The following is a 26979-nucleotide window of genomic DNA, read 5'->3' as shown; positions in this document are numbered from 1 at the left end:
GGGTCCACCGCTTACCTGCGCCCGTTCGCAGGAGTGAGCCACAGGAGAACAGAATGACCGATAAAGACCCCTCCGCGCCCGGATTGAAGTACAGCCTCGCCAATCTCAAGCCCGTCGAGACCAATAAAGTGAAGGTCACTTTCCCGGACGGCGCAGAGCGCGAATTTCCGAAAAACACCACCGGCCTCGACATCGCCAAGGGCATCTCGCCCTCGCTCGCCAAGCGCACCGTCGCGATGGCGCTGGACGGCGAAGTGGTCGATCTCACCGATCCGATCGCGCGCGACGCGAAGATCGAATTCATCAACCGCGACGATCCGCGCGCGCTGGAACTGATCCGGCACGACGCCGCGCATGTGCTGGCGGAGGCCGTGCAGGCGCTTTGGCCCGGCACGCAGGTCACCATCGGCCCGGTGATCGACAACGGATTCTATTACGACTTCTTCCGCAACGAGCCGTTCACGCCGGAAGACTTCGCCGCGATCGAAAAGAAGATGCGCGAGATCATCGCGAAGGATCAGCCGTTCACCAAGGACGTGTGGGATCGCGAGAAGACCAAGCAGGTGTTCCGCGACAAGGGCGAAGCCTTCAAGGTCGAACTGGTCGACGCCATTCCCGGCAACGAGCCGATCAAGATCTACTATCAGGGCGACTGGTTCGATTTGTGCCGCGGCCCGCACATGACCTCGACCGGCAAGGTCGGCAACGCGTTCAAGCTGATGAAGGTGGCCGGCGCCTACTGGCGCGGCGACAGCAACAATCCGATGCTGACCCGCATCTACGGCACGGCATTCGCCAAGCAGGAAGAACTCGACGCTTACCTCAAGCAGCTTGAGGAAGCCGAGAAGCGCGACCATCGCCGCCTTGGCCGCGAGATGGACCTGTTCCATTTCCAGGAAGAAGGTCCGGGCGTCGTATTCTGGCACGCCAAGGGCTGGACCGTGTTCCAGGCGATCATCGCCTATATGCGCCGCCGCCTCGCGGGCGACTACGACGAGGTCAACGCGCCACAGATGCTCGACAAGTCGCTGTGGGAAACCTCGGGTCACTGGGAATGGTATCGCGAGAACATGTTCGCGGCGCAGTCGGCCGGCGATGAGGCGGAAGACAAGCGCTGGTTCGCGATCAAGCCGATGAACTGCCCCGGCCACGTGATGATCTTCAAGCACGGCCTGAAAAGCTACCGTGAACTGCCGATCCGCATCGCCGAGTTCGGCGTCGTGCATCGCTACGAGCCATCGGGCGCCATGCACGGGCTGATGCGCGTGCGCGGCTTCACGCAGGACGACGCGCATGTGTTCTGCACCGAGGACCAACTCGCGGACGAGTGCCTCAAGATCAACGACCTGATCCTGTCGACTTATGAGGACTTCGGTTTCGTCGGCGAACTGACGGTGAAGCTCTCGACCCGTCCGGAAAAGCGCGTCGGCTCGGATGATGCGTGGGATCACGCCGAGACCGTGATGGCGAAGGTGCTCGAGCAGATCGCGGCGCAGGGCCACAACCGCATCAAGACCTCGATCAATCCGGGCGAAGGCGCGTTCTACGGCCCGAAGTTCGAATATGTGCTGCGCGACGCCATCGGCCGCGAATGGCAGTGCGGCACCACGCAGGTCGACTTTAACCTGCCGGGGCGGTTCGGCGCGTTCTATATCGACGATCACTCCAACAAGGTGACGCCGGTGATGGTCCATCGCGCCATCTGCGGATCGCTGGAGCGTTTCACCGGCATTCTGATCGAGCACTTCGCCGGCCACTTCCCGCTCTGGCTCGCGCCGGTGCAGGCCGTGGTCACCACCATCACGTCCGATGGCGACGACTACGCGCGTGAAGTGCTGGCCGCATGCCGCAAGGCGGGGCTGCGCACCGAGATCGATCTTCGCAACGAGAAGATCAACTACAAGGTGCGCGAGCATTCGCTGGCAAAGGTGCCGGCCCTGCTCGTGGTCGGCAAGAAGGAAGCCGAAGGCCGCATGGTCTCGATCCGCCGTCTCGGCAGCGACGGCCAGACCGTGCTGCCGCTCGACGAGGCGCTCAAGTCGCTCGCCTATGAAGCGTTGCCGCCGGACCTGAAGCGGGCGAACGCCTGACACACTATGAGGCCTCTTCTTAGAGGCCTCATAAACTGCAAGCCTTGTTATCGCGGTCTGGATTGCCGATATCAGCGTCGTGCACTTTGGTTGTGCGCCAACAGCCCGGATACCACATGCTTTATGCCATCGACCTCCTGACCACGCGCCGATCCATCAAGCCGATCGAGATGAGCGGCCCGGGCCCCTCGCCTGCGGAGCTTGAGAAAATCCTGACCGTCGGCGCGCGCGTGCCCGATCACGGCAAGATCGTACCGTGGCGCTTCATCGTGTTTGAAGGCGATGCACGAACCCGCGCCGGCGAGATTTTCGCGAAGGTCTTCCGCGCCAAGAACGTCACCGCGACGCCGGATCAGGTCGAGGCCGAGAAGAAGCGGTTCACTCACGCGCCGCTCGTCATCGCCGTGGTGAGCAGGACGTCGAAGCATCCCAAGGTGCCGCTCTGGGAGCAGGAATTGTCGGCCGGCGCCAGCGCCATGAACATCGTTCACGCCGCGCATGCGCTGGGCTATGTCGCGAACTGGCTGACCGGCTGGATGGCGTTCGACCGCGACGTGCTCACCGCGCTGGGCCTGTCGCCGGATGAAAAGCTCGCGGGCTTCATCCACATCGGCAAGGCCGAACGACCCACCGACGACCGCCCTCGCCCTTCGCTCAGCGATATTGTGACGCGGTTCTAGTTCACGCCGCCTTCGACGCGTGATCTCCGAACTTTCCGAGCAACGCGCTGACTTCTGATGCCGGACGCGCGGCGCTGAACAGGAAGCCCTGCACCTCGGTGCAGCCTTCGGCACGCAACCAGTCGAGCTGATCCACGGTCTCGACGCCTTCGGCGGTCGTTGAAATGTTGAGGCTGCGGCCAAGCCCGGAGATCGCCCGGATGATGGCGACGCAGTCCGGCCGCTCGGCAAGGTCGCGCACGAAGGAGCGGTCGATCTTGATCTTGTCGAACGGAAAGCTGCGCAGATAGCTCAGGCTGGAATAGCCGGTGCCGAAGTCGTCCATCGAAATACGGACGCCGAATTCGCGCAACTGATGCAGGATCGCGAGGTTGGCTTCGCTGTCCGCGAGGAAGATCGACTCGGTGATCTCGAGTTCGAGCCGCAGCGGCGACAGGCCGGACTGCGCGAGCGCCGTGAACACCGCCTGCGTCAGGTTGCGGCTTCGGAACTGCGCCGCTGACAGATTAACGGCAACCTTGATGTCCGACGGCCACGCCGACGCCTGTGTGCAGGCTTCGCGCAAAACCCATTCGCCGAGCGGGACAATCAAGCCGATGTCCTCGGCGACCGGAATGAAATCGGCTGGCGAGATCATGCCCTTCTCGGGATGCTTCCAGCGCAGCAACGCCTCAAACGACACGATCCGGTCCTGCGCCAGATCGACCAGCGGCTGATAATGCAGTTCGAACTCGCCATTGGCGAGCGCGTGGCGCAGGTCAATCTCCATGTCGCGACGCCGTTGCGCGTGACGGTCCATTCCTTTCTCGAAGAAGTGATGCACGCCGCCGCCCTCCGACTTGGCCCGATACAGCGCCATGTCCGCGTTGCGCAGCAGTTCTTCTCCGGTCTCGCCGTCGCCGGGCGAAATCGCGATGCCGATGCTGGCGCCGATGACCACTTCGAGACTGTCGATCTGGTAAGGCGCGCTGAGAGTTTCGATGATGCGGATGGCCTGATCGCTGATCTCGATCGGCGACGCGCCCGTTCCGAGAATGATTGCGAACTCATCGCCGCCGAGCCGCGCCACCAGATTGTCGCCGCGCACATTGGCCGCAAGCCGCTGCGCCACCTGCGTCAGCAGCCTGTCGCCGGTCGGATGGCCGAAGGAATCGTTGACGTTCTTGAACAGGTCGAGATCGATGCAAAGCACCGCGATGGTCTTGCTGACGAGGCGGCTGCGCTCGAGGTCCTGCCGCAATCGCTCCTGAAACATCACGCGATTGGCCAGATTTGTCAGCCCGTCATGGTGCGCCATGTAGGCGATCCGGGCCTCCGCCTTGCGGCGCTCGGTAATGTCGACCGCGGACACCAGAAAACTGTCGCGGTCCTGAAACGCAACGCGGCGACCGAAAGTCAGGACCTCGATCTCGCTGCCGTCTGCCTTCAGATGCCGCCAGTTGCGGCCGGAATTGTAGACGTCGCCGATCCCGACCAGCGCGCGGGAATGCTCTTCCCATTCGTCCTTCGGCCAGAGATCCTGCAACTCCATGGAGAGAAACGTCGCGCGGTCATAACCATAGTGGCTCACTGCGGCATCATTCACGCTGCGAAACTTCCGCGTCTCGACGTCAAACACCCACATCGGCATCGGATTGCTTTCGAACAGCAACCGGAACGACTGTTCGCGCCGCTTCATATCCGTGACGTCGGTCAGCGACAGCGCAAGCATGTCTCCGACCGGCGCTGCGCTGATCTTCAGCGTGCTGGTGTCATCGCTCACTTCGAACTGTTCGCCGATCCCGTCGCTGACGACGGCGCACAGCCTGCTGAAAACCTCCGGCGCGCAAAGCGCGTGCGTCCCGGAACTCAGCCGGCGCCAGCGCAATTCGTCCGGCGGCAACCGAAGCAGGCGCGCGGTGCCTTGATTGAGGTGGACGATCTGGAAATCGGCGGGCATTCCGTCCACGTCACGAATTGTCGCCATCGACAGGACACCGTCACCGGCTGCGGAGAAGACCGCGTCGAGCAGATTGTACTGAAGGCCGCGCCGGTTCACATAGACGCTGGTCATGGTGCCGCCCCACCGCGAGGCAACCGGCAGCGCGAAGACGTCGTAAATCTGGACAAGACCGTCGCGGACGCAATGGGCCGTCGCCAGATAAGGCTGGCCGCTCCGTCGCGCGCTCGCAACTGCTTCGCTCAGGATCAACGCGCAGTCGGGCGGAAACGCATCGAGCGTGGTGTCCTGGATTTCGGTTTCCAGCCACTGCTCGACATAACGGCCGGCGCGCGAGACCTTGAACGCAACGCCCTCGTCCTTGATGAGCATGATATGGTCGGCCAGGCGGCCAAGACTGCCCAGCATGACATCCTCAAAGAAGGGCAGATCTTTTCCGGGCTTGAGCGCTGCCTGCCATTTCCGGCGCAGAACAGAAACGTCGCTGAATAATTCCGGATCTGACGTCTTCTTCGATTTCGCGACAGCAACCACAGCACACCCCACCACTTCGACACGGCTTTCTGTCGTGTCAGCGGACGGTATCCAATGCAGCGACGCTTAAGGCTGCGTAAACGCAGCGCGCCGACGGCGCCGATGTGTGGTTTGTGAAAGTTCTAAGTCGTTTGATGGTTAGTGCGTCTTAGAAACTATGACGGTTTTGCTACACGGGCTTATCGCGCGACGACTTCGACTTCGCCGTCGACGCCGTTGCTGACATTGAACGGGCGCTCGAAGACCTTGCCTTCGTTCTTCGCGATCACGCGATATTCGCCTTCCGAGAGAATGACCTTCGGAAACGCGCCGTTGTATTCCTTGATGACGTCGCCTGCGGGCGTAATCACCGACCACGCCGTATTGGCCAGCGCTTCGCCGCCCTTGTCGCTGACGAGCTTGAGGGTGATCACCGCCGCGCGATGCGTGCAGGTCACATCGGTCAGCTTGCCGGCCTGCACGCGAATGTCCGAACGCACCACCGAGTTCGCATCGCCGTAGTTCGAGATGATGTAGTACGTCCCCTCGGGCACCAGCAGCACATCGCCGGCAGCGACGTTCTGCGCCAGCGGCGCGCGCTCGCCGACTTCGAACTGGCTGCCTTTGTAAATCGAGAACGTGATCTGTCCCTGCGGGATCTTGGTGGTGCCGACACGGCCTTCGATGCGAAGGCCGCCGGCGGGCAGATCGAACTGTTCGCGCACCGTATCGTTGCGCAGCGTCACCGGACGAACAGCGCTGACGAGACCGAGCGACGCGTGGACGACATAGCCGCCGGGCGCGAGGACGATATTCGGGGTGGCGGTGCGGTCTTCGCGCACGAGCTGGAACGCGCCGCTCGCGTCAGGCTTGTCGGAGTAGACACGCCACACCACGCCGTTGCTGACCGACGGCAGATCTTTTCCGAATCGCGCGGTCAGCGCGAGGACACCTTGCTGCGGCGTCGGCGCGGGCTGCGGCGGCAGCGCGGTGGTAACCGGCGGCTGCGTCAGCGTCGCGGGAAATCCCGGTGCTGCGGCGGGACCGGACGGCGGCGCGAGACTGATCGCGGGGCCTGACGGCGTCGGCGTTTCGGGTACATTGGCCGGGGGAATGGGCGGCGGCGCGTCGCCGACGAACTGCGCGGCCGCGGGCTGCGCAACCACAATCGCGACCAGACACGTCAGCGCGTGCATCCATGCCAATGCGTAACGACGCAAAGGATCCATGGAGCCTGTCCGCGCACCGCGGACGGCTATCCTGCGGCTGTGTCCGGGGGCTGTCATGGCGGAGGTTTTTCACCGAAAACGAGGCAAATTCAAGCCTGACAACGTCCTTGACGGCTTTTCGGAGCCGCTATCCGGGGAATAGCGCCTTCTGCCCCGGCAGAAGCCGCGCTACAGTCACATTTCCTGATTACGCGAGACGCGTGTCCCCGGCACAATCACACCCATTTCGCGTTCTCATGACCAAATCCGGTCGAAGGCGACCGATTCGCCGTCATGAGACCTCAGGAGACGGACGTTGCTCGAAAGTTTGATGGGATTCCGCCACAACGGCATAAGGAACAAGATGGAGCTTGGGGCGGCAATCACGAAGAAGCCGACGATCGGGCTCGCGCTTGGCGGCGGCGCGGCGCGCGGGTTCGCGCATATCGGCATCCTGCGCACGCTGCTCGCCAACGGCATCGTTCCGGATATCGTGGTCGGCACCTCCATCGGCGCGGTTGTCGGCGGTTCCTATGCCGCTGGGCATCTCGACGCGCTGGAATCCTGGGCCAGGGGTCTCTTGCCGCGCAACATCTTCAGCTACCTCGACATCCGCCTCAACGGATCCGGCCTGATCGGCGGCAGCAAGCTCGCGGCCCAGCTCGAAGCGTCATTCGGCGGCACCTACATCGATGAACTTCCGCTGAAGTTCGCGGCGGTCTCCACCGAGGTCAATACCGGCCACGAAATCTGGATCACCAACGGAAAGCTGGTCGATGCGGTGCGTGCGTCCTACGCCCTGCCCGGCATCTTCGAGCCGGTGCTGATCGGCGAGCGCTGGCTGGTGGACGGCGCGCTGGTCAATCCGGTGCCGGTATCGGCGGCGCGCGCGCTCGGCGCGGAAATCGTGATCGCCTGCAACGTCTCGACCGACGTGTTCGGTCACGGCACCATTATCTCTGCGCACGGCAGGGTCGCGGAAGAACCTGCGCCACCGGCCGAACCGCCGGTGCCGGAAAAGCGCGGTTTCGGAAAGTTCTTCTCGGCAGAGAAGACCGTGAAGCGGGAATTCTTCGGCAGCGCCGGACGTCCGGGAATTTCCACGGTGATGGTCGAGGCCTTCAACATCATGCAGGACCGCATCACGCGCTCGCGTCTCGCGGGCGATCCGCCGGATGTTCTGATCTCGCCGCGCGTCGGGAAAGTCGGATGGTTCGACTTCCATCGCGCCGAGGAAATCATCAACCACGGCACGCGCGCGGCTGAACGCAACATCGAATCGATTCAGGAAGCGATCAACCTGCTGACCCCGACATCAAATCAGACGCCGGGCACCGCGCAGCCGACGCAGCCTTAACGGCTGCGTCTCGCAAGTAAGCTGTCAGGCCGTCTTGATGTAGTCCTGCAGCGCTTCCTGCTCGCGCTCGAATTCCGCGACGCGCCACTTCACGACGTCGCCGATTGAGATCAGGCCGACGATCCTGTCATTATCGACAACGGGCAGATGCCGGAATTTTCCTGACGTCATGACTTCCATGATCGCGGACACGGTGTCCGATTCATGACAGGTGATGACCTTCGACGTCATCACGCCGCGCACAGGTTCTTCGAGCACGCCAGCACCGCGCTCACCCAGCACACGGACAATGTCGCGCTCGGAGAGGATGCCGTCGATTTTCTGACCGCTCATCACCATCACGGCGCCGATGCGGCGCTCTGTGAGAATCTTGATTGCTGCTGAAAGCTTGGTGTCGGGCGATACGCTGATCACCTGGTGGCCCTTGCTACCCAGAACTGCTCGAACCGTCATTGTAGCCTCCCGAAAATTCGACCACATCGCGTTGCTCTTGATGCCGAGCGCAGTGAGGTCTTTAATTTTGCTGCCGAGTCAAACAACGTACCGTCTGATTGGTTTCGCGCGTCTCCGATATTGCCTGACGGGATGATGGAGCAAATACCACCGGCTCGCAAGGCGGCGCATGGAACCGCATGGCAGCCCGCGCGGCAGGAGATCGGACGCCGGTCAGTCTGCCGCAGGCGGCAGGACGCGCGCATTATTGTCCTGCATGATGGCGCGCGGCACCGGATCGAACAATGAAAACAACAGCAGGCCTGCGACAAAACCGCCGATATGCGCCTGCCACGCGATGCTCTGCGCCGATGCGCCGATGGCGATCGCGCCTAAACCAGTGATGATGTTGAGGCCGAACCAGACTGCGAGGAATCCGAGCACACTTGGATTCTTCAAAGACCGCATCAGCGAGAGAGCGGGCACTCTTGCCGCCGCTTCCGCATCGCCGCGACGGAACGACAGGAAGCTTCCATGCTGGAAAGCGAAGCGGATCGCCGCCGCCATCATGCCCGACACCGCCGCCGACGCGCCGATCATCGGTGCGACCTCGTGCTGGTGGGTCACCAGATGGGCGAACGCACCCGCAATCGCGGTGACGGCGAAAAACGCGAAGAACCGCGTGGTCCCGAACCGGCGCGCGACCGCGCTGCCGAACGGCAGCATCCACAACATGTTGAAGGCGATGTGGGTGAGATCCGCATGCAGGAAGGCATAGGTCAGGAACGTCCATATTTCCGCGCCGACGCCGCCGGGAAACCGTCCCGCCAGCACGGACGCGTCGTAACGCGCGGGCACGAAGCCGAAAGTCCAGATCACTTCCGCATCGGTGGCGAGCGGCAACAAGGCGCGCAAGCCGTGGATGCCGGCCATGATGACGAGCAGCGCCGTCATGCCGAACGGAATGGTCAGGATCGGCTCGCGGGGGGATTGAGGAGAGTCCAAGGGCGCACAATGTCCGAAGCAGGGGCTACCGTCTGAGATAGGCGGCTTTGGCGGTGCGGTGCAAGCGGCAGGACTGAGGCAACGCAAAAGAAAAGGGAGGGCTTGAAGGCCCTCCCTTGGTCGTACCGGTCTTCTTGCACGGACTTTCGAGTGAGAGCGCTGCTTCACGCTCCGGGCATCCCCACCCCTCCCCGTACAATGACCAGATCGTTTTTCCGCCGCCTGTCGTTCAACCTTGAGTTCGCCACCGCCGATCCCTGGAGAAGACCGGCGACTTGGAGTGCTTTGATACTAACCGCCCTACGCATATCCACGAAGCTCGTAGTTAATTTAACGTTAACGACGCAAACTCCGTCGTTGGGGCGCTGAATCCCGGTTCCGGCATAGACGGTGCACCTCAAGTCCCGCACAACAAGAAAGGGGCCTCGCGGTGCCCGAAAGCGGGACAAAACTGTCCCGCAGTCATCATCCGCGGGGCGGGACAAAGCGATGAAGCATCCAGCAAGCCGTGAATTTTACGCCTATTGGGACGAGAAGCGCGCCGGCGCTGCCGCGCCCGAACGGAGCGATCTGGCGCCCGATCAGGTCCGGCATCTGCTCGGCGACATCTTCGTCCTGTCCTACGATGCCCTTGCCGAGTACCCGTTCAGGGTGGCCGGAACCCGGATGTGCGCCCTGCTGGGCCGCGACCTGAAAGGGCAGAGTTTCACCAGTCTGTTCCGCGACGCCGATCGCGAAGAGATCAAGGACATCCTCGGGATCGTGGCGGAGGAAACCCAGGCCACCGTGGTCGGCGTGACCGCGCTGGCTCCGGACGAAACCCGAATTCATCTCGAACTGCTGCTTTTGCCGTTCAGCGCCCGCTCCCACAGCCCGGTCAGCCTGACCGGATCGCTGGCGCCCCTCAGTCCCATCGAGGGGCCGCAGACCTACGGCACCCTGAAAGATTTCAGCGTGACGTCCTGGCGTCATCTGCAACAGGACCGCAACCGCCCGCGCGCGCTGCGGAAGTGGTCGCTGATCCGCGGTCTGACCGTCTACGAAGGCCTGCGCTAGTGTCCCGTATCCGACGTTCGCTTCACTGCGCAGCGCCTTCGGAGCGTCGCACTTCGTTAGGGCTAACGCATCGTTAACCCAGACAGCCGTAAGGTCCATCATACCGAAAAACCGGTCGACCGGTGTTGATGATGGCGTTGGTGCAAAGACAATCAATTCGTCCGTCCGCTCAGGAGCGGCGACGTTTTCAGCGCGTGAAGGTTCATTTGCTCGGCCGCTACATGCTGGCGGACCGGCGCGAGTTTCCATGCCAGGTCATCAATATGTCCCCCGGCGGCCTCGCCATGCTGGCGCCCGGCATCGGCAATGTCGGCGAACGCGTGGTGGCCTATCTCGATCATATCGGCCGCGTCGAGGGCAAGATTACCCGCCTGCTCGACAACGGCTTTGCCATGACGGTCGGCGCGACGCCCCGCAAACGAGACAAGCTCGCAGCCCAGCTCACTTGGCTTGCCAACCGCCAGATCCTCAATCTGCCGGAAGACCGTCGCCACGACCGTATCGTGCCGCGCAATCCGATGTCCGTGCTCAAGTTCGGCGACGGCCGCGCCATCGCCTGCCGGATCATGGATCTGTCGCTGTCCGGTGCGGCCCTTGCCGCCGAAATCAAGCCGCTGGTCGGCGAGGCGGTCACCCTCGGCCGCGTGCAAGCCCGGGTCGTCCGTCACCTCGAAGAAGGCTTCGCGATCGAGTTCGTTCACGCGCAGCTTCCCGAGACTGTCGAAGACAACGTAAGCGCGCAGTAAAGAGCCGCGGTTACCAGTTTCTGATTTTTGAGGCCAATCAGGGCGATACCCACATCCGGGTGTCGCCCTGAAGCATTTTGCGCGCCGGCTTGATCGATCGATCCCGGCCCTCCCCACCGCAAAAATGCACGCACTATCAGTCGATTAGACAAAGATAGATAAAATTTGAATCAATTGCAGTTATTTCAAATTTTAATCTCATTTGATTCAAGTATAGATCGAAGTATCGCCAGTTTTTACTTGTCTTTGCTTCAATTGTACTTCGTCGACTTAGCTGCGGCGAAAATCCTTTGTGTGAAAAGTGGTCCCAACAAGAAACGGGGGCCACAATGTTTTCAATTCGTGGACGGGGAGTCGGTCTGGCGATTGCTGCCAGCCTGTTGGGGATGACGGTTGCGGCGCATGCCGCAGGCGAACGAGTGCTTTATGCCAGCCTGGGCGACACGACGCGTGCGCCGATCGGCTGGGTTGAATTCTGCGCCGACAATCCGCGCGATTGCCGGGGCGGCGCGACGCTGGCCCGCGACATCGTGATGACGCAGGCGGCGTGGAAAGATCTGCTGCGGGTCAATCGCTGGGTCAACGAGACCATCAAGCCGATGACCGACATGGATCATTGGGGCGTCATCGAGAAGTGGTCGCTTCCGGCTGACGGATATGGCGACTGCGAGGACTACGTCCTGCTCAAGCGCAAGATGCTGATCGAGGCCGGTTGGCCGCGCGAAGCTCTGCTGATCACGGTGGTGCGCGACAAGAAGGGCGAAGGCCACGCGGTGCTGACGGTGAAGTCCGACAAGGGCGAGTTCATCCTCGACAACCAGAACGAGGAAGTCGTCGCATGGACCGACACCGGCTATCGCTTCGTGAAGCGCCAGTCGCAGACCGACGCCAACGCCTGGGTTTCGCTTGGAGACTCGCGTCCCGCCGTTGCCACCGCAAGTTCACGCTGAGAATTCGAGCATGATCGAAACGTCATGCTCAAAAATGAATACTTGAAATCATAGGAACCCACGACCCGGTCGTATCCCCACCCCTCCCCGTCCCAGACCGGTTCGTGCGCGGCCAGCTCTCCCCCAGGGCTGGCCGCAACTTTTTGACTCGGCGTAAACGACGAAGCCGCCACCGGAACCAAGTTGCCTGCCCGGCTTTGACTCACCGGTGCGACCTCGGAGGCGAGGATGCTGACCATTCTGCTTGGCGCATTATTGATGTTCGGCGGCCTGATATTGTTGGCGGCCCAGCCGATGTTTCGGGCGCGGCTCAGCTCTGTCAGACGGACCCCGGCGGCAACGCCGGATCCCACGTTGGAGCCATCCGAGCCCGCCGCCGGGTTTAGCCTGAAGGAGACATGGCCTGGTCTCGCGTTGATCGTTGTCGGCGGCATTCTCCTGCTGGTGGGCTGGTGACGAACAGGTGCCGTGCGCTGCGCGTAAGGATGCGCAGTCATCGGCGGAACGCTGAGAGGCCCGCGTCGGCTGCCCCCTCACCCGATCTTCTTCAGACCCTTCTTGAAGCGCTGCCCGTTGTGAACGTAGTGCGGCGCGCCGTAAGTCATGGCGGTGACTTGTTCGGGCGTCAGCGTACGAATGACCCGCGCGGGTGCGCCGATGACCAGCGTGCGGTCCTCGAACTGCTTGCCTTCGGTAATGATAGCGCCCGCGCCGACGACGCAGCCCGCGCCGATGCGCGCACCGTTCATGATGATCGCGCCCATGCCGATCAGCGCGCCATCCCCGATGGTGCAGCCGTGCAGGATGACGTTGTGGCCGATGGTGCAACTCTTGCCGATGGTCAGCGGGAATCCGGGGTCGGTGTGGAAGGTGCAGTTGTCCTGCACGTTGGAGCCCTCGCCGATGTCGATCAGTTCGTTGTCGCCGCGCAGCACCGAGCCGAACCAGACGCTGGCGTTGGCCTGCAAGCGCACGTTGCCGATCACCGTCGCGGTGTCGGCGATGAAGTATTGTCCATCGGCAGGAAGTTCGGGCGCGCGCCCGTCGAGTTCGTAGATCGCCATTCCGGTCTCCAACTAAAATCCGGCGCGACAATGCCACGAACGAACAGGGTCTGGCGAGGCCGTCGCCAGCCGATCAGTGGAGATCAGGCAATCGCGCCGAGCAGCATCAGCACGAATGTTCCGGACATCATGCTCCAGAAACCGGCGACGACGGTAGCCATCGCCACGAACTGGACCCGGCGTCCTTCAAGCGTACGGCCGCGCACGGTGTTGCGCATGATGATGAAGGGCGCGGCGAAGACCAGAAACGGCACGGCGGCGAACGCCTTCGGCGTGGCTTCCTGCATCAGCAATCCGAAACCGGGAGGCTTTTCCATCAGCGCCTGGAAGCCGCTGGTCAGCGCACCGGCGGTGGCGAATCCGATGAAGATGGCAAAGAAGGAATTCAACGCTTCGGGCGACATCTGACACTTTCAACGCACGAGACCACTTCGAGCCCCACCCGCACGTCATGCGATCCGCATGAGGCCGGTTGGCTCGCCCTAGGCTTCGCAAAATGCAGCCGCGCCCGCCACTTTATCCTTAAAGAAAGGTTAACACCGCGCCGTCGCCCGGCCTCGGATGCATGGCTCCGGCGGCGTCCCACTCTCGCGGAACCCGGGGGAAATCAGCCCGCGCGTGGCATAATCGCCGCGATTCGGCCCGCGTATGGTGGGCATTACCCCGGAATGTCTGTTTCCCGATCATGGCCCTGTCTTCGTCAACATCGTCCCGCCCCGCGCCCGCGCGGCGTGCCCAGCGCAGCCACCTTGTGCCACTGCTGACCATGGGCGCGATCGGCGCGTGCGCCGTCGCTATCGTGGCGTATCTGCTGTGGCCGACCTGGGGCCTCGAGAAGGCCGGCGATCCGGACCGGCTGCCGATCACCATCGGCAACACGCTGTTCAATGTGCCGACCAAGGCGATCCGGGTGAAACTGCAAAAGCGCACCGGCCCGCAGGAGCGCGTCGATCTCAACTTCGTCTATCCCTCGCTCGAGCCGCCCGAGGCGCGGCGTCCGGTCAGCGCGGAAACGGTCGAGGAAAATCTCCCAGAGATCGACCGGATTTTCCTGTCCATCGCCGCCCATCACGATGCGCTGTCGCCGGACGATCGGACCCGGACGATCTATCCGCGCTACCTCGATCAGACTGCAGGCACCCTGCAGGACGGGTTGAGCATCCGCCCGTTCCGCGACAACACGCCTTACGCGAATGAGGATCTCGTCTATGCCTCGTCGCCGCAGATCATCGCGCGTTGCACGCGCGACGCGAAAACGCCCGGCATGTGTCTTGCCGAGCGCCGGATCGAAGGAACGGATGTGACTTTCAGATTTCCGCGCGAGTGGCTGTCGAAATGGCGCGACGTTGCGACTGCGATGGATCAGTTGATCGTCCGGATGCGCAGACCGCACGGCTGAGCAAATTCACCACCGTCATGGCCGGGCTTGTCCCGGCCATCCACGCCTTGCCTGGGATATCCAAAGACGTGGATGCCCGGCACAAGGCCGGGCATGAAGATCTTTGCTTCAGTAAGCCCGAAGAAAATCAGGTCTCTTCAAACCTCTTCCTCGATGTCGGTCTCGAGGATCGCCATCTGGAACTGGAACGACCGGTCATCGTCCTCGTCATCGACGAACAGCACGCCGATGAATTCTTCGCCGATATAGACCTCGGCCGAGTCGTCCTTCTTCGGGCGCGGCACGACGCGGATTTTTGGATTACCGAACAGCCGCTTGAGATAAGCGTCGAGCTTCCTGACTTCCGTAACGTCCACGGGCGTTTCTCCAACTGAAAAATGATGTTGGCGACAGCTTTAAAACGATCCGGCGCGGACCGCTAGTGTGGGATCGCGATAAATCGCAAGCAGCTTGAATCAATTGCCGTTGGCGTTGAGCATCTGGTTCATGGTGCGCGACGGCTCGGAACAGCCGGCCTCACCGACGATCTTCGCCGGCACGCCCGCCACCGTGACGTTGTTCGGCACATCCTTCAGCACCACCGAGCCCGACGCCACGCGCGCGCAGTGGCCGACTTCGATGTTGCCGAGAATCTTCGCGCCTGCGCCCAGCATGACGCCATGACGAATCTTCGGATGCCGGTCCTCGTTTTCCTTGCCGGTGCCGCCGAGCGTGACGCCGTGCAGGATCGATACATCGTCCTCGATCACCGCGGTCTCGCCGACAACGAAGCCGGTCGCGTGGTCGAGGAAAATACCGCGGCCGATTTTCGCGGCGGGATTAATGTCGGTCTGGAATTCAGCCGATGCGCGGCTCTGAATGTAGTAGGCAAAATCCCTGCGACCGTTGTGATACAGCCAGTGCGCAAGCCGGTGCGCCTGAAGGGCATGGAAGCCCTTGAAGTAGAGCAGCGCGTCGATGAAACGCGACACCGCAGGATCGCGGTCGTACACGGCCACGAGATCGGCGCGGAAAGCATTGCCCAGATCAGGATCGGCTTCGAGTGCATCATTGTAGGCCTGACGGATCAGATCACCGGACAGCGCCGAATGATCGAGGCGCTCGGCGATACGGTGCACCACCGCATCCTCGAGCCGGTCGTGATGCAGCACGCTGGAGTAAATGAAGGTCGCAAGCTCGGGCTCGCGCTGCACGATCTCCTCGGCCTCGCCCCGGATACGGGTCCAGACGGGATCAACGGTCGAAAGGGCCGTCTTCGTATCGAGATGGTGCTTGGCCATGTAAGGAGTCCGGCTGATGGGCGTTGAGGATATCTTACCACATAATGGACTGTTGGAAGGCCGCAACACCCAGCAAGGTTGACGCTGGAATAATAATCTCCCCGCGCCGTAGAATAATTATCTACGCGCTCCCGCTCATGCGTGCTTTGCAAGGAACTCCAGGACACCTTCTTTATAAACGCGGTCGCCGACCGCGCGCATGTGGTCGCGGTTTGGAATATCAAGCACTTGCGACCCCGGAATGACCTCCGCAAGCCGTTGCGCAGACCCTGCGATGTCATCGGTTGTGCCGACTGCAATCAGCGTGGGAACGGCAATCGCAGCCGCTTCCTCGCGCGTCATCAGGCGCCGCGAGCCACGCAGGCATGCAGCAAGCGCTCTGCGATCCGAGCGGGTCTGATCTGCAAACGCCCGAAACGTCCGGCCAACCGGATCGGTGACGTCATCGAGTGACGCCGCCTCCAGCGCGGAGGCGACATTCTCGCCCGGGCCGCCGCCTTCGATCAAACCCATGCCGATGCCGCCGAGGATCGCCGTGCGCAGCCTCTCCGGATTGCGTTGGCCGAGATAGGCAGTGATGCGGCCGCCCATCGAGTAACCCATCATGTCGGCACGCGGGATGTTCAGATGATCCATCAGCGCGCGCACGTCGCCGGCCATGGTGCCGATGTGATATTCCTCGGAATCATAAAGCTTCGAGGAATCGCCGTGGCCGCGATTGTCGAGCGCGATTACGCGCCGCCCCGCTTTCGTCAGCGTCGAGACCCAGGTCGGATAAACCCAGTTCACATTCTTGGTGGATGCGAAGCCGTGCACGAGGATAATCGGATCGCCCTCACCTTCATCGAGATACGCAATTTCAACGGAGCCGTTGTGAAAGCTCGGCATCGGATGGTCCAATGTTGGGGAAGATGAAGTGACCGGAACGGTCGTGATATGCGGGGTGCAGTTTATCCGGATGCAACGCGCCTGACCAGATGCGTCAGATCGCGTGCTGAGCTTGCGCCGCTGCGAGCTCGCGCCGCGCACGTTTGAGTTTTGAGCGTTGAATCCATGACAGCGTGAGCCGTTCGGTCGTTGCCTTGATCGAGGTGATAAAACCGAACAGTGCCAGCAATGCGGCAAACACCCACCACGCCAGATTGAACGCGCCCGCCGTCAACAGCAGCGCGCCGCGGCCGAGAAGTTTCACGATGGCGCGGGTCTGGCTGCCCTTGGATTCCGCAAGCCGCGCGGCGCGCGCGACATCCTTCGGTCCGTCGGCGATGCGCAGCACATCGAGTGCGCCCTTGGTGCCAGCCTTCTCGCCAACGCGACCGACATCCTTGGCAAGGCGCACCAGCGCACCCGCCTTCTCCGCCTTGAACGCGGCCTTCATCGCGCTGATGGTCTGGCCCGGGCGCGCGATCGACGCGCTCGCCACCGCCTGCTGCAGCATCGGCGCATCGACCACGCCGCGCGCGGAGCGGCCCGCCCATTCGGTGAGGCCCGCGCCGAGCCGTCCGACCTTGCGGGCGTCTTTCACCATCGACAGGCCGGCGCGAACCGGCGTCGCGCCGCCGACAGAAACATAGGTCGCCGCCGTCACCACAAGGCCGACGCTGGCCAGCCCGAGTACCAACTGGTCGGCATTCTCGCCCATGGCCAGCCGCTTGCCCTCGCGCACCACATCGCGAATGTCGCCGTAAACGAACAGATCGCCCGCGACGGTGCCGGAAAGGCTGGCTACATCATTGACCTCGCCGGTCACGAAGCCGGCGGCAAAGCGCCGCGCCGTACTGACCGTGGAATTTTCATCGGCCACAGCGGCATCGACGCGCTCGGTCACGCCGGGCGGCAGCTTGATACCCTTGTCCTGCGCCAGATCGGCGAAGCTTTTTGCGAGATCCGCATCGTTGGCTTCCAGCGCCTGCGCGACGCCCTGCCCGATGACGGCATCGTTGTTTCGCAGGGCAGAATCGACCCGCAGGTCCGACAACTGCGCCGGATCGTCCTGCGCCAGAAGCAGCGCCGCGGCATCGCGCGCATGCGACCACACCACGGCAAACGCAGCCGCCGAAGCGATCACGCCCGCAAGCGTCCACCCGATGCGCCGGGCTGGTTTCATCGCAAAGACACCCTTTCAGCAGGCCAACGGGGACTGAATCCGTGACCTGGCGATGACATGGTGTGCCGTTTTTCGGACACAACCTCCCCAACGAAAGAAGGGCTTTCCCAAGACGGCAGGATTGTGTCGAATCCACATGCTGAGACTGTGGCGGATTGGACGAATCCGGTGCCGCCATCTAGGAACTAGGAATAAGTCGTATCGCTCGGTATGATGAACAGCAGCGGCTGCGTCGTCGCTGTATGCCGGGCTATGGGCAAAAGACACGCAAGACCAGGATTGGGGTAGAATTACTATGGCGGATCACGTCGTCCCTCACTTTCATAACGATGCGGGCGTGGCCATCATCGAAATTGGCTCTCGGGAATTCATGTGCGTCGGCGCGAATCCGCCGTTCGATCATCCGCACGTGTTCCTCGACCTCGGCGACGACAACGAGATCATCTGCCCCTATTGCTCGACGCTGTATCGCTATGCCGCCGATCTGAAGGCAGGCGAAGCACGTCCTCCGGAATGCGTGTTGAAGGACAAGGTCGCCTAAAAAACCCGTGGCCGATTCACGCACCATCGTTGTCGCTGGTGCGGGTATAGGCGGACTGACGGCCGCGCTGACGCTCGCCGCGCGCAGCTTTCGCGTCATCGTGCTTGAGCGCACCGAAAAACTCGAAGAAGCCGGCGCCGGGCTGCAACTGTCGCCGAATGCCAGCCGCATCCTGATCGATCTCGGTCTCGAGCCGCTGCTTGCCCCTCATGTGATCGCGCCCGAGTCGATCAGCATCATGACGGCCCGCACGGCTAAGGAAATCGGGCGTATCCCGCTCGGCGAAGCCGCCACCCTTCGCTATGGCGCGCCCTACTGGATCGTTCGCCGTGCTGATCTGCAATCCGCGCTGCTGGCACGCGTGGCAAGCCATCCCGACATCGATTTGCGGCTCGGCGCGCAGTTCGAGGACGCCGCAGTCTACCCGAAAGGCGTCACCGTCGTTCAGCGCCGCGTCACGACGCGGCAGCAGGAGCAGGCTCTGGCGCTGATTGGCGCTGACGGCGTCTGGTCCAGCGTTCGTCATCAGATTTTTCCGGAAGCCCAGCCGCAATTCACCGGCAGCATCGCATGGCGCGGCACCATCGACGCATCACAACTGCCGCGCGGCTTCATGACGCAGCGTGTGCAACTCTGGATGGGCGCGAACGCGCATCTCGTCGCCTATCCGATGTCGGGCGGACAGCGCATCAACATGGTCGCCATCGTCTCGGGCGAATGGAACAGGCCGGGCTGGAGCGAGCCCGGCGATGTGGTCGAGATCGCCAATCATTTCGCAGATCCGCATTGGCCGGTCGCCGCGCGCATGATGATCGGCGCAGTCGATAGCTGGCGGAAGTGGGCGCTATTCGCGATGCGCGACGGCGGCGTCTGGAACAAGGGGCCGATCGCGCTTCTCGGCGACGCATCGCACGCGATGTTGCCGTTCGCGGCGCAAGGCGCGGGCATGGCGATCGAGGACGCCGCCGTGATCGCGAAATGCCTGGAAGCCTCATCAGGAAATCCAACTGCGGCCTTCACGCAATACGCCCACCAGCGCGCGCGCCGCGTCGCGCGCGTCCAGCGCACAGCCCGCAAGAACGGCCAGACCTATCACCTCAGTGGGCCGATCGGCTTCGCCCGCGATCAGGTCATCAGGATGTTGGGCGGATCACGCCTGCTGTCGAAGCAGGACTGGATCTACGACTGGCGAATGTCCTGAGGGGAACGGCCCTTATCGTCATTGCGAGGAGCACTTGCGACGAAGCAATCCAGCTCATCTTATGAAAAGCGCGCTGGATTGCTTCGCTCCGCTCGCAATGACGGAGACACTCAAATCAGCGGCGGCGCTTGCTGCTCGGCGCGGCGGCGGCCGAAGGCGGCGCGAGTTCAGCGCTGCAATTATTGCTGGCAAGCTTTTCATCGATGGCATCGCGCTGTGCGCGCTGCGCGCGATAATCAGTCTGATAGGCCAGACCCGAGACCAATGCTCCGCCGGCTCCGGTTTCAGCCTTGGCCATCAACCCTTCAAGTTCAACCACGCGGTCGTTGGCAGCCTTGCGCGCCGTGGCGAGCTGCTGGCAGTTGTAGAGATCATATTTGGAGGGATCGACAAACACGCTCGATCCGAAAGGCGATCCGCCGCCGCTTGCGCAAGCGCCGAGGACGATCGCCAGCGCGCCCAGCATGGCGAGACGCGGCCCGGCCGCCCGCCGCCGTGCGGGATCGCAATTCAGATCTTCAGTTGTGAACCCGTGTTTCATGCGCGTCGTGTTGCCGGTCTTCATGTTGAATTTGTGGTGGTGACAGGGACGTGAGGCGGCGGATCAAAGCGTTTCTTGCTTGTGGCCGCATTCCTTGCAGACGAACTTGACGCGGGTCGCGCCCTTCTCCGCCAAAACACGATTTGCCTTGCCGCACTTGCCGCAGGTTGTCTCGATCCGCGTATTGCCCTGCTTGACCACAAGCGCCTTGCGCTCCATCGCCTCGCGAACAAGGCGTTCGGTTTCTTCGCGCAGTGCCTTCTTGTCCATTTTCAGTCCTTCGGCCGGCAGGGCCGGTCACGCGTTAGAAGCTCGACGGCGGCAAGCGAACCGCACGACATTACCACCGAGAAACTTTAAGTCCTTTTGTATATTTCAGCATGGATGTCAAAGTGTACAGGAAGCTCAATCAGATTTCCTTTGGCGCGCCTGCCCTTGCCGCTTGACGTTCTCCCGAAAGCGGAAGTCCTCGCCCCCGCTCGGCATGTTCATTGCGCACGACCAGCAGCCGTTTTCCGCGATAGCCTTGAGTCGGCACGCGATGATAGAGTTCGAGCCGTTCAAGCTGCCCGACCGGCCACTGCATTCAGTGACCGCGATCACGGCGTCCCGTTAGATACATCCAACGCCGATGCATCGACGTTGGGCTCCCGCGAAAAAGTCTCCGCTACTAAGCTTCGATTCTGGGGTTCAAAACGCAAAGGAGATTGCACAATGAACTCAAAGGCAGGGTTGAGTACGTTGTGTGGCCTGACGATGGCCCGGAAGTCGAGGCGGATCCTGGGTCCATCGCTGATGTCGGCGGCGATCTTCATAGGACTTTGCCAGGCGGGTCTGGCGCAAAAGGCACCGGAAGCACCGGGTTCGGCACCTCCCCCCGTTTTGATCAAGAACGGAACAACACTTTTCCAGAACGTCCGCATCTTCGACGGCAAGAGCGCTTCGTTGTCCGAATCCACGAATGTATTGGTTCGAGGCAACCAGATCGAAAGAATATCCCGCGCGCCTATTCCGGTGGATCGCAGCGCGACGACCCGCATCATCGACGGTGGCGGCAGGACGCTAATGCCGGGCCTGATCGACGCGCATTGGCACGCCATGCTGATACGGGTGACTCCGGCGCAGGCGTTCGGTGACGTTGGCTACAACAACCTTTTGGCTGGCGAAGAGGCGACAGACACGCTCATGCGCGGCTTCACCACCGTTCGCGACGTGGGCGGGCCGGCGTTCGGTCTCAAGCGCGCCATCGACGACGGAATCGTCAAGGGCCCGCGCATCTATCCGTCCGGCGCCATGATCACCGTCACGAGCGGGCACGGGGATTTCCGCCAGCTAACCGACCTGCCGCGCACGATAGGCGGCATGCTCACCCGCATGGAGCAGATCGGCGGCGCCATAGTCGCCGACAGCCCTGACGAGGTGCGTGTGCGCGCGCGCGAACAGCTCATGCAGGGCGCTTCCCAGGTCAAACTGACAGCGGGCGGCGGAGTGTCGTCACCCTTCAGTCCGATCGACGTGACCACCTTCACCGAGCCCGAACTGCGCGCCGCCGTTGAAGCGGCCGAGAATTGGGGCACATACGTCGCCGCGCATGCCTTTACGCCTGCTGCGATCCGTGGGGCTATTTCGGCCGGCGTAACGTGTATCGAACACGGCACGCTGATGGACGAAGCAACCGCCAAACTGATCGCGGAAAAGGGCATCTGGCTGAGCATGCAGCCGCTCCCCGAGGGTTTGAGGCTGGGCTTTCCGGTGGGTTCGGTCCAGCGAGCCAAGGCGGATGAGATCTGGCCCGGCATTGCCAGATCCTACGAGTTGGCGAAGAAGTACAAGATCAAGACGGCGTGGGGCACCGATGTGCTGTTCTCCGCGGCGCTGGCGCAGCAACAGGGGGCAATTCTGGCTTCGCTTACCCGCTGGTACACCCCTGCCGAGGCTTTGATCATGGCGACATCAACGAACGCCGAACTGCTGGCGCTGTCCGGAAAACGCAATCCCTACCCCGGCAAACTGGGCGTGGTGGAGCAAGGCGCGTTTGCCGACCTGCTGCTGGTCGACGGCAATCCGCTGGAAAATATCAATCTCGTCGCAGACCCCGGCAAGAATTTTCTGGTCATCATGAAGGACGGCGTCATTTACAAGAACGCACTGGCCAAGTGAGGACCGATTGAGCCCACATGCCGATGGTGCGCCCGATTTCTTGCCGCGCGTTCGCGCGTCGCTGCTCACGGTCTCTCGCTGAGACACCCGCCTGAGAACACCTGGCGAAAGAACTGGCGGCAACTTTGGTGCGGACGGCGGGAATCGAACCCGCACGACGTTGCCATCGAGGGATTTTAAGTCCCTTGCGTCTACCAATTCCGCCACGTCCGCGCGCGCGGGTTGTAGCATTGCGACGGCGAGCGCGCCACAGCACACAGCGAGCTTTAAACACTTAACGTTGCTGCAGTTTCCCGGCGGGCAAGCCTCAGCTTGTCCTGCGCAAAAAGCCCGTAGATGACTAGCCAGCCTCAGGGGATGTCATGCATGGCCGGCTGGCTTACAGCCGCGGGTCAGGATCGCGATCCGACGCTTTCGACTCCGGCTGGTTGACGAGACTCTCGAGCACTTCGCCGACCATCGTGCCGTGACCGGCATACTGCCGCTTGATGTCGGCGACATATGTCGTCGCGGCATTCAGGCGCTGGGCAAGCACCGTCGCGACCAGCAGCGTCACAGCGGAATTCTCGCGCAGGAAACCGGCGCCATCGTCGATCTTGTAGACTGTCGAGCCGGTCGCGGCCCGGACCGTGCCGGTGTGCGGCTGGCCGAGCAGCACCGACATTTCGCCGAGGATTGCGCCCGGCTCGGTGACGACCGCGATAATGGTGTCTCCTTTGAGGACCTCAAGTTCACCCTCGATCAGGATAAACAGATCGCCGGTGGTTTCGCCTTCCCGGATCAGCAACATTTTCGCGGGAACATACGTTTCCGCGCGGCCCTTGCAGTGTTCGAGAACTGCACGCATGGCTGCCTCCGTTCTGGCAGGATCAAAGGCTAGGCCCGGCCACGGAAAACGTCCATCGCATAGTTGCATCCCGCTTGCGAAAATTACCAGCACTTCGACGGACGCGCTAGGGTATCCGTCTGGTTCGCCCTCGCGCGAACATCAAACAAACAAGCTGGAGGATACGCGGCGATGGCCCAGGCAAACTACCAACAGATCAAATACGAAGTTCAGGACAATATCCTGACCATCACGCTCAATCGTCCCGACAAGATGAACGCGTTCACGCATGTCATGATGAACGAGCTGATCGACGCGTTCGACGCTGCCGACGCCGACGACAATGTGCGCGCCATCATCGTGACCGGCGCGGGGCGCGCGTTCTGCGCGGGCGCGGACCTCTCCGAAGGCGGCGCAACCTTCGACCGCGCTGCACGGCCTGATCGCAAAAGCGCGCCGCTTCGCCCGAACGGCGAAGTCGAGTGGAGCGACGACGCGGTGCGCGACGGCGGCGGACGCGTGACGCTGCGCATTTTCAAATCGCTGAAGCCCGTCATCGGCGCGATCAACGGCGCGGCCGTCGGCATCGGCGTCACCATGCAGCTTCCGATGGATATTCGAATCGCTTCGGTCGATGCGCGGTTCGGTTTCGTGTTTGCGCGGCGCGGCATCGTGCCGGAAGCAGCGTCAAGCTGGTTTCTGCCACGCCTCGTCGGCATCTCGCAGGCGCTGGAATGGTGCTATTCGGGCCGCGTGTTTCCTGCACAGGAAGCCCTCGACGGACGCCTCGTCAGCAAGGTGCTGCCTGCCGATGAACTGATGCCCGCTGCGCGCGCCATCGCGCGCGAGATCGTTGAGAACACCGCCCCGGTGTCGATCGCGCTGATCCGCCAGCAGATGTGGCGCATGCTGGGCGCGGACGATCCGATGGAGGCCCACAAGGTCGACAGCCGCGGCATCTATTCGCGCGGCCAGTCCGCCGACGTGCGCGAAGGCGTGATGTCGTTCCTCGAAAAACGGCCCGCGCAATTCAAGCAGACTGTGTCGAAGGACATGCCGTCGTATTTCCCGTGGTGGACCGAGCGGGAGTACAAGTAAGGGTCGTCACCGGAGTCGCGTCATCCCTCCCCCTTGTGGGGAGGGTGGCTGGCCGAAGGCCAGTCGGGTGGGGGTGAATTCACGGGGCTTCTTTTGAAATACCCCCACCCCGGCCTCCGCTTCGCTCGGCCGACCCTCCCCACAAGGGGGAGGGATAAGAGTCACCGCATCATCAGCACCACGCGCCCGATGGCGCGGCGGTCCATCAACAGTCGCATCGCCTTCGCATAATCTTCCAGCGGCAGGCGATGCGAGATGTTTGGACTGATGCGACCCTCCTCGGCGAGCCGTGTCAGGTCCGCAAGGCGAACAACGCCAAGCGAAGGGTCCTTGCGCACCGCCTCGCCGGCGCGCACGCCAAGCACGCTGGCGCCCTTGATCAGCACGAGATTGGTCTTCGCCACGCCGACGCCGCCGGTGAAGCCGATCACCAGCAGCCGTGCGCCCCACGCGATGCAGCGCAGGCTGTCCTCGAAGATCTCGCCGCCGACCGGATCGAACACGACATCGACGCCGCGTCCCTCGGTGATGCGCTTCACCGCGTCCTTGAACGGTTCGCGGCCATAGAGCACGCCATGATCCGCGCCGCGCTGCGCAGCGACCGCAAGCTTCTCTTCGCTTGACGCGCATGCAATCACGGTCGCGCCGAACACCTTGCCCAACTCAACGGCGGCGAGCCCGACGCCGCCGCCTGCGCCGTGCACAAGCAGCACCTCGCCCGGCTTGATCTGTGCGCGATCCTTCAGCGCGTGATACGCGGTGCCGTGCGCGGCGAGAAACGTCGCGCCCTGCGCATAGTCGAATGTGGACGGCAGCGGCGTGAGTTGATCGGGTGACACAACAATCTCATCGGCGTAGCAACCGAACCGCGCCTTCACGATCACCCTGTCGCCAACACTGACGCCGTCGACGCCCGCGACCTCGATCACCTCGCCGCCGGCCTCCATGCCCGGCGTGAACGGCAGCGGCGGCTTCAACTGGTACTCGCCCGCCGCCATCAGGATGTCGGGGAAATTCAATCCGGCTGCATGGATCGCGACGCGCACCTGCCCCGGCGCAAGCGTGGCGCGCGGAATGTCTTCCAGCTTGAGAGACTCAGGCGGCCCGAGTTCGCGGCAGACGACGGCGCGCGGCATTAGTTTCTCCGCTCATTCCCGCGCACGCGGGAATCCAGTTCTTTGCTCTGGGTCCCCGCTTCCGCGGGGACGACCGGAGATAATACGACCGTTCGCCCCACAATCATTGTCACGCCGCAGTCTTCTTCCGCATCAGCGCGGCGCGGATCAACGGCAGGCGGTCGTTGCCGAAGTACATATCGGTCTTGTCGAGATAAATCGTCGGCGAGCCGAATGCGCCGCGCGCGATCGCCTCATCGGTGTTGGTCTTGAGCTGATCCTTGACGGATTGCTCGCCGATCCCTCCAAAAAACTTCGCCGGATCGAGACCGACACGCTCGCAGATTTTCGTCAGAACCTCGTCCTTGGAGACATCCTGATCGTCGCCCCAGTATGCCTCAAACACTGCGGTGGCGAACGGCAGCAGCTTGCCCTGGCTGTCCGCCCAGATGCACCCGCGCATCGATTTCACCGCGTTCACAGGAAACACCGTCGGCGGCATCTTGATCTTGATGTTCGCCAGCCGCGCCCAGTCCGCCATATCCTTCGCCGTGTAGGCCTGCTTCGCCGGCACCGGATTGGCGCGCGTCTCGTACATCGTCTTGTTGACGGTGTTGAAGATGCCGCCGACCAGAATCGGCCGCCATGTGATCTCCGCGCCCAGCTCCTTCGCAAGCGGCTGGATGTTGGTGAACGCCAGATACGTCCACGGGCTGGAGCAGTCGAAGAAGAACTCGATCATGATGGCGTTTCCTTGTTATTGCGTTTTGCTTCTCTCGTCATTGCGAGGAGCGTAGCGACGAAGCAATCCAGTTTCTTTTTTGTGCTCTGGATTGCTTCGCTTCGCTCGCAATGACGCGGTATTTCCTATTGTGCCTGTTGCGCGGCCTTGCCGAACATGTTCTTGCGCTGCTCTTCGGTGAACGGCGTCTTGTCGAATTTTCCGACGGCAAGACCTTTCTGCACCTCCGGCCGTGCGCGCACCGTCGCGTACCAGCGCTTGATGTGCGGAAAGTCTTCGAGGGTGAAGCCCTGCGCCTTGTGGGTCATCGTCCACGGGAAGCATGCGATGTCGGCAATGGAATACTCATCGCCCGCGACATAGGCGCCGGTCTTGCCAAGCTGCCGGTCGAGCACGGCATAGAGCCGCTCGGCTTCGTCACGGTAGCGCTGGATGGCATAGGGAATCTTCTCGGTCGCATAGAGCGCGAAGTGACCGTGCTGGCCGAGCATCGGGCCGAGCCCGCCCATCTGCCACATCACCCACTGGATGACCTTGAAGCGACCGCGCACGTCCTTCGGCAGAAAGCGCCCGGTCTTCTCGGCGAGATAGATCAGGATAGCGCCGGTCTCGAACATCGGGATCGGCTCGCCGCCGTCCGAAGGCGCGCGGTCGATGATCGCTGGGATGCGGTTGTTAGGGCTGATCTTGAGGAACTCGGGCTCGAACTGCTCGCCGGTGCGGATGTTCACCGGAAACACCGTGTAAGGCAGCCCCAGTTCTTCCAGCATGATCGAGATTTTCCACCCGTTGGGTGTCGGCGCGTAATACAGTTCAATCATGCCATGGTCCGTGTCTGGATAAGCGAGGCCGAACGGCCGCACGCAATCCTAGCGACGTCTCCAGCCACATTCCATCCCGCAAGCGCGAACAGCTTGTATGCGATGGCC

The 26979-nt window shown here is 62.4% G+C and carries 28 protein-coding genes and 1 tRNA gene; 12 read left to right on the top strand and 17 right to left on the bottom strand.

Features of this window, described 5'->3' with window-relative positions:
• The first annotated feature begins 53 nt into the window (after positions 1–53).
• The gene (gene thrS, locus YH63_RS15005) at positions 54–2090 is read left to right on the top strand and encodes a threonine--tRNA ligase (RefSeq protein WP_046826896.1); all 2037 of its coding nucleotides are present in this window, start codon (positions 54–56) and stop codon (positions 2088–2090) included.
• 116 nt (positions 2091–2206) lie between these two features.
• Entirely contained in the window at positions 2207–2770 is a 564-nt protein-coding gene (locus YH63_RS15000; protein ID WP_046826897.1) for a nitroreductase family protein, read from the top strand.
• Between the two features lies 1 nt (position 2771).
• On the opposite strand, the gene YH63_RS14995 is transcribed toward YH63_RS15000, so the two are convergent.
• Together YH63_RS14995 and YH63_RS14990 are read right to left on the bottom strand one after the other, a co-directional pair.
• Positions 2772–5243, bottom strand: a complete 2472-nt coding sequence (locus tag YH63_RS14995; RefSeq protein ID WP_046826898.1) for a putative bifunctional diguanylate cyclase/phosphodiesterase — start codon at positions 5241–5243, stop codon at positions 2772–2774.
• Between the two features lie 179 nt (positions 5244–5422).
• Positions 5423–6451 carry a hypothetical protein gene (locus YH63_RS14990; RefSeq protein WP_046826899.1) on the bottom strand — a complete coding sequence of 343 codons (1029 nt, stop codon included), beginning with the start codon at positions 6449–6451 and terminating at the stop codon, positions 5423–5425.
• 295 nt (positions 6452–6746) lie between these two features.
• On the opposite strand from YH63_RS14990, the gene YH63_RS14985 reads away from it, so the two are divergent.
• A complete protein-coding gene (locus tag YH63_RS14985; protein WP_046826900.1) occupies positions 6747–7787 on the top strand; it encodes a patatin-like phospholipase family protein in 1041 nt (346 codons plus the stop codon).
• A 24-nt stretch (positions 7788–7811) separates the two neighbouring features.
• Here YH63_RS14985 and YH63_RS14980 read toward each other — a convergent pair whose 3' ends face one another.
• Both YH63_RS14980 and YH63_RS14975 read right to left on the bottom strand, forming a co-directional pair.
• Entirely contained in the window at positions 7812–8240 is a 429-nt protein-coding gene (locus tag YH63_RS14980) for a CBS domain-containing protein (protein WP_046826901.1), read from the bottom strand.
• Between the two features lie 213 nt (positions 8241–8453).
• Complete coding sequence (locus tag YH63_RS14975) at positions 8454–9224, bottom strand: rhomboid family intramembrane serine protease (protein ID WP_433995097.1); 771 nt, start codon at positions 9222–9224, stop codon at positions 8454–8456.
• Between the two features lie 489 nt (positions 9225–9713).
• Here YH63_RS14975 and YH63_RS14970 point away from each other — a divergent pair, with 489 nt between their 5' ends.
• From YH63_RS14970 to YH63_RS14955, 4 genes are all read left to right on the top strand, one after another.
• Positions 9714–10280, top strand: a complete 567-nt coding sequence (locus YH63_RS14970) for a PAS domain-containing protein (RefSeq protein ID WP_046826903.1) — start codon at positions 9714–9716, stop codon at positions 10278–10280.
• A 131-nt stretch (positions 10281–10411) separates the two neighbouring features.
• Positions 10412–11026 carry a PilZ domain-containing protein gene (locus tag YH63_RS14965; protein ID WP_046829489.1) on the top strand — a complete coding sequence of 205 codons (615 nt, stop codon included), beginning with the start codon at positions 10412–10414 and terminating at the stop codon, positions 11024–11026.
• A gap of 329 nt (positions 11027–11355) precedes the next feature.
• Positions 11356–11976 (top strand): transglutaminase-like cysteine peptidase, encoded by a 621-nt coding sequence (locus YH63_RS14960; RefSeq protein ID WP_046826904.1) that lies wholly within the window; start codon positions 11356–11358, stop codon positions 11974–11976.
• A 228-nt stretch (positions 11977–12204) separates the two neighbouring features.
• Positions 12205–12432, top strand: a complete 228-nt coding sequence (locus YH63_RS14955; protein WP_046826905.1) for a hypothetical protein — start codon at positions 12205–12207, stop codon at positions 12430–12432.
• 77 nt (positions 12433–12509) lie between these two features.
• Here the strand turns inward: YH63_RS14955 and YH63_RS14950 are convergent, their stop codons facing one another.
• Together YH63_RS14950 and YH63_RS14945 are read right to left on the bottom strand one after the other, a co-directional pair.
• On the bottom strand, positions 12510–13040 hold the full coding sequence (locus YH63_RS14950) for a gamma carbonic anhydrase family protein (RefSeq protein WP_046826906.1): 531 nt from the start codon (positions 13038–13040) through the stop codon (positions 12510–12512).
• An 83-nt stretch (positions 13041–13123) separates the two neighbouring features.
• Positions 13124–13444, bottom strand: coding sequence for a DUF6949 family protein (locus tag YH63_RS14945; RefSeq protein ID WP_046826907.1), 321 nt, complete (start codon positions 13442–13444; stop codon positions 13124–13126).
• 281 nt (positions 13445–13725) lie between these two features.
• Here YH63_RS14945 and YH63_RS14940 point away from each other — a divergent pair, with 281 nt between their 5' ends.
• On the top strand, positions 13726–14439 hold the full coding sequence (locus YH63_RS14940; protein WP_046826908.1) for a hypothetical protein: 714 nt from the start codon (positions 13726–13728) through the stop codon (positions 14437–14439).
• Positions 14440–14576: 137 nt separating this feature from the next.
• Here the strand turns inward: YH63_RS14940 and YH63_RS14935 are convergent, their stop codons facing one another.
• From YH63_RS14935 to YH63_RS14920, 4 genes are all read right to left on the bottom strand, one after another.
• Complete coding sequence (locus tag YH63_RS14935) at positions 14577–14795, bottom strand: DUF3126 family protein (protein WP_002712383.1); 219 nt, start codon at positions 14793–14795, stop codon at positions 14577–14579.
• Positions 14796–14894: 99 nt separating this feature from the next.
• Positions 14895–15719 (bottom strand): serine O-acetyltransferase, encoded by an 825-nt coding sequence (cysE, locus tag YH63_RS14930; protein WP_046826909.1) that lies wholly within the window; start codon positions 15717–15719, stop codon positions 14895–14897.
• A gap of 135 nt (positions 15720–15854) precedes the next feature.
• Positions 15855–16607 (bottom strand): alpha/beta fold hydrolase, encoded by a 753-nt coding sequence (locus tag YH63_RS14925; protein WP_046826910.1) that lies wholly within the window; start codon positions 16605–16607, stop codon positions 15855–15857.
• Between the two features lie 94 nt (positions 16608–16701).
• Complete coding sequence (locus YH63_RS14920; protein ID WP_137325207.1) at positions 16702–17826, bottom strand: hypothetical protein; 1125 nt, start codon at positions 17824–17826, stop codon at positions 16702–16704.
• Positions 17827–18121: 295 nt separating this feature from the next.
• Between YH63_RS14920 and YH63_RS14915 the strand changes: the two genes are divergently transcribed.
• The gene (locus tag YH63_RS14915) at positions 18122–18367 is read left to right on the top strand and encodes a zinc-finger domain-containing protein (protein ID WP_019196414.1); all 246 of its coding nucleotides are present in this window, start codon (positions 18122–18124) and stop codon (positions 18365–18367) included.
• Positions 18368–18374: 7 nt separating this feature from the next.
• The gene (locus tag YH63_RS14910; protein WP_046826912.1) at positions 18375–19568 is read left to right on the top strand and encodes an FAD-dependent monooxygenase; all 1194 of its coding nucleotides are present in this window, start codon (positions 18375–18377) and stop codon (positions 19566–19568) included.
• A gap of 115 nt (positions 19569–19683) precedes the next feature.
• Here YH63_RS14910 and YH63_RS14905 read toward each other — a convergent pair whose 3' ends face one another.
• Both YH63_RS14905 and YH63_RS14900 read right to left on the bottom strand, forming a co-directional pair.
• The gene (locus YH63_RS14905) at positions 19684–20133 is read right to left on the bottom strand and encodes a hypothetical protein (protein WP_083992548.1); all 450 of its coding nucleotides are present in this window, start codon (positions 20131–20133) and stop codon (positions 19684–19686) included.
• Positions 20134–20172: 39 nt separating this feature from the next.
• A complete protein-coding gene (locus YH63_RS14900; protein ID WP_046826913.1) occupies positions 20173–20379 on the bottom strand; it encodes a hypothetical protein in 207 nt (68 codons plus the stop codon).
• A gap of 444 nt (positions 20380–20823) precedes the next feature.
• Between YH63_RS14900 and YH63_RS14895 the strand changes: the two genes are divergently transcribed.
• The gene (locus YH63_RS14895; RefSeq protein ID WP_046826914.1) at positions 20824–22269 is read left to right on the top strand and encodes a metal-dependent hydrolase family protein; all 1446 of its coding nucleotides are present in this window, start codon (positions 20824–20826) and stop codon (positions 22267–22269) included.
• Positions 22270–22395: 126 nt separating this feature from the next.
• On the opposite strand, the gene YH63_RS14890 is transcribed toward YH63_RS14895, so the two are convergent.
• Both YH63_RS14890 and YH63_RS14885 read right to left on the bottom strand, forming a co-directional pair.
• A tRNA-Leu gene (locus tag YH63_RS14890) sits at positions 22396–22482 on the bottom strand.
• Positions 22483–22648: 166 nt separating this feature from the next.
• Positions 22649–23116 carry a cyclic nucleotide-binding domain-containing protein gene (locus YH63_RS14885; protein WP_046826915.1) on the bottom strand — a complete coding sequence of 156 codons (468 nt, stop codon included), beginning with the start codon at positions 23114–23116 and terminating at the stop codon, positions 22649–22651.
• Between the two features lie 171 nt (positions 23117–23287).
• On the opposite strand from YH63_RS14885, the gene YH63_RS14880 reads away from it, so the two are divergent.
• Complete coding sequence (locus tag YH63_RS14880; RefSeq protein WP_046826916.1) at positions 23288–24193, top strand: crotonase/enoyl-CoA hydratase family protein; 906 nt, start codon at positions 23288–23290, stop codon at positions 24191–24193.
• A 161-nt stretch (positions 24194–24354) separates the two neighbouring features.
• Here the strand turns inward: YH63_RS14880 and YH63_RS14875 are convergent, their stop codons facing one another.
• The 3 genes from YH63_RS14875 to YH63_RS14865 form a co-directional block, all read right to left on the bottom strand.
• Positions 24355–25329 (bottom strand): NADPH:quinone oxidoreductase family protein, encoded by a 975-nt coding sequence (locus tag YH63_RS14875; RefSeq protein WP_046826917.1) that lies wholly within the window; start codon positions 25327–25329, stop codon positions 24355–24357.
• A 109-nt stretch (positions 25330–25438) separates the two neighbouring features.
• A complete protein-coding gene (locus YH63_RS14870) occupies positions 25439–26050 on the bottom strand; it encodes a 2-hydroxychromene-2-carboxylate isomerase (protein ID WP_046826918.1) in 612 nt (203 codons plus the stop codon).
• A gap of 125 nt (positions 26051–26175) precedes the next feature.
• On the bottom strand, positions 26176–26871 hold the full coding sequence (locus YH63_RS14865; RefSeq protein WP_046829491.1) for a glutathione binding-like protein: 696 nt from the start codon (positions 26869–26871) through the stop codon (positions 26176–26178).
• Positions 26872–26979 lie beyond the last annotated feature (108 nt).

Source organism: Afipia massiliensis (genome assembly GCF_001006325.2).
Classification (GTDB): domain Bacteria; phylum Pseudomonadota; class Alphaproteobacteria; order Rhizobiales; family Xanthobacteraceae; genus Afipia; species Afipia massiliensis_A.
Note: the sequence above shows the minus strand (reverse complement) of the source record. Positions and strands in the feature narration are given on the sequence as shown.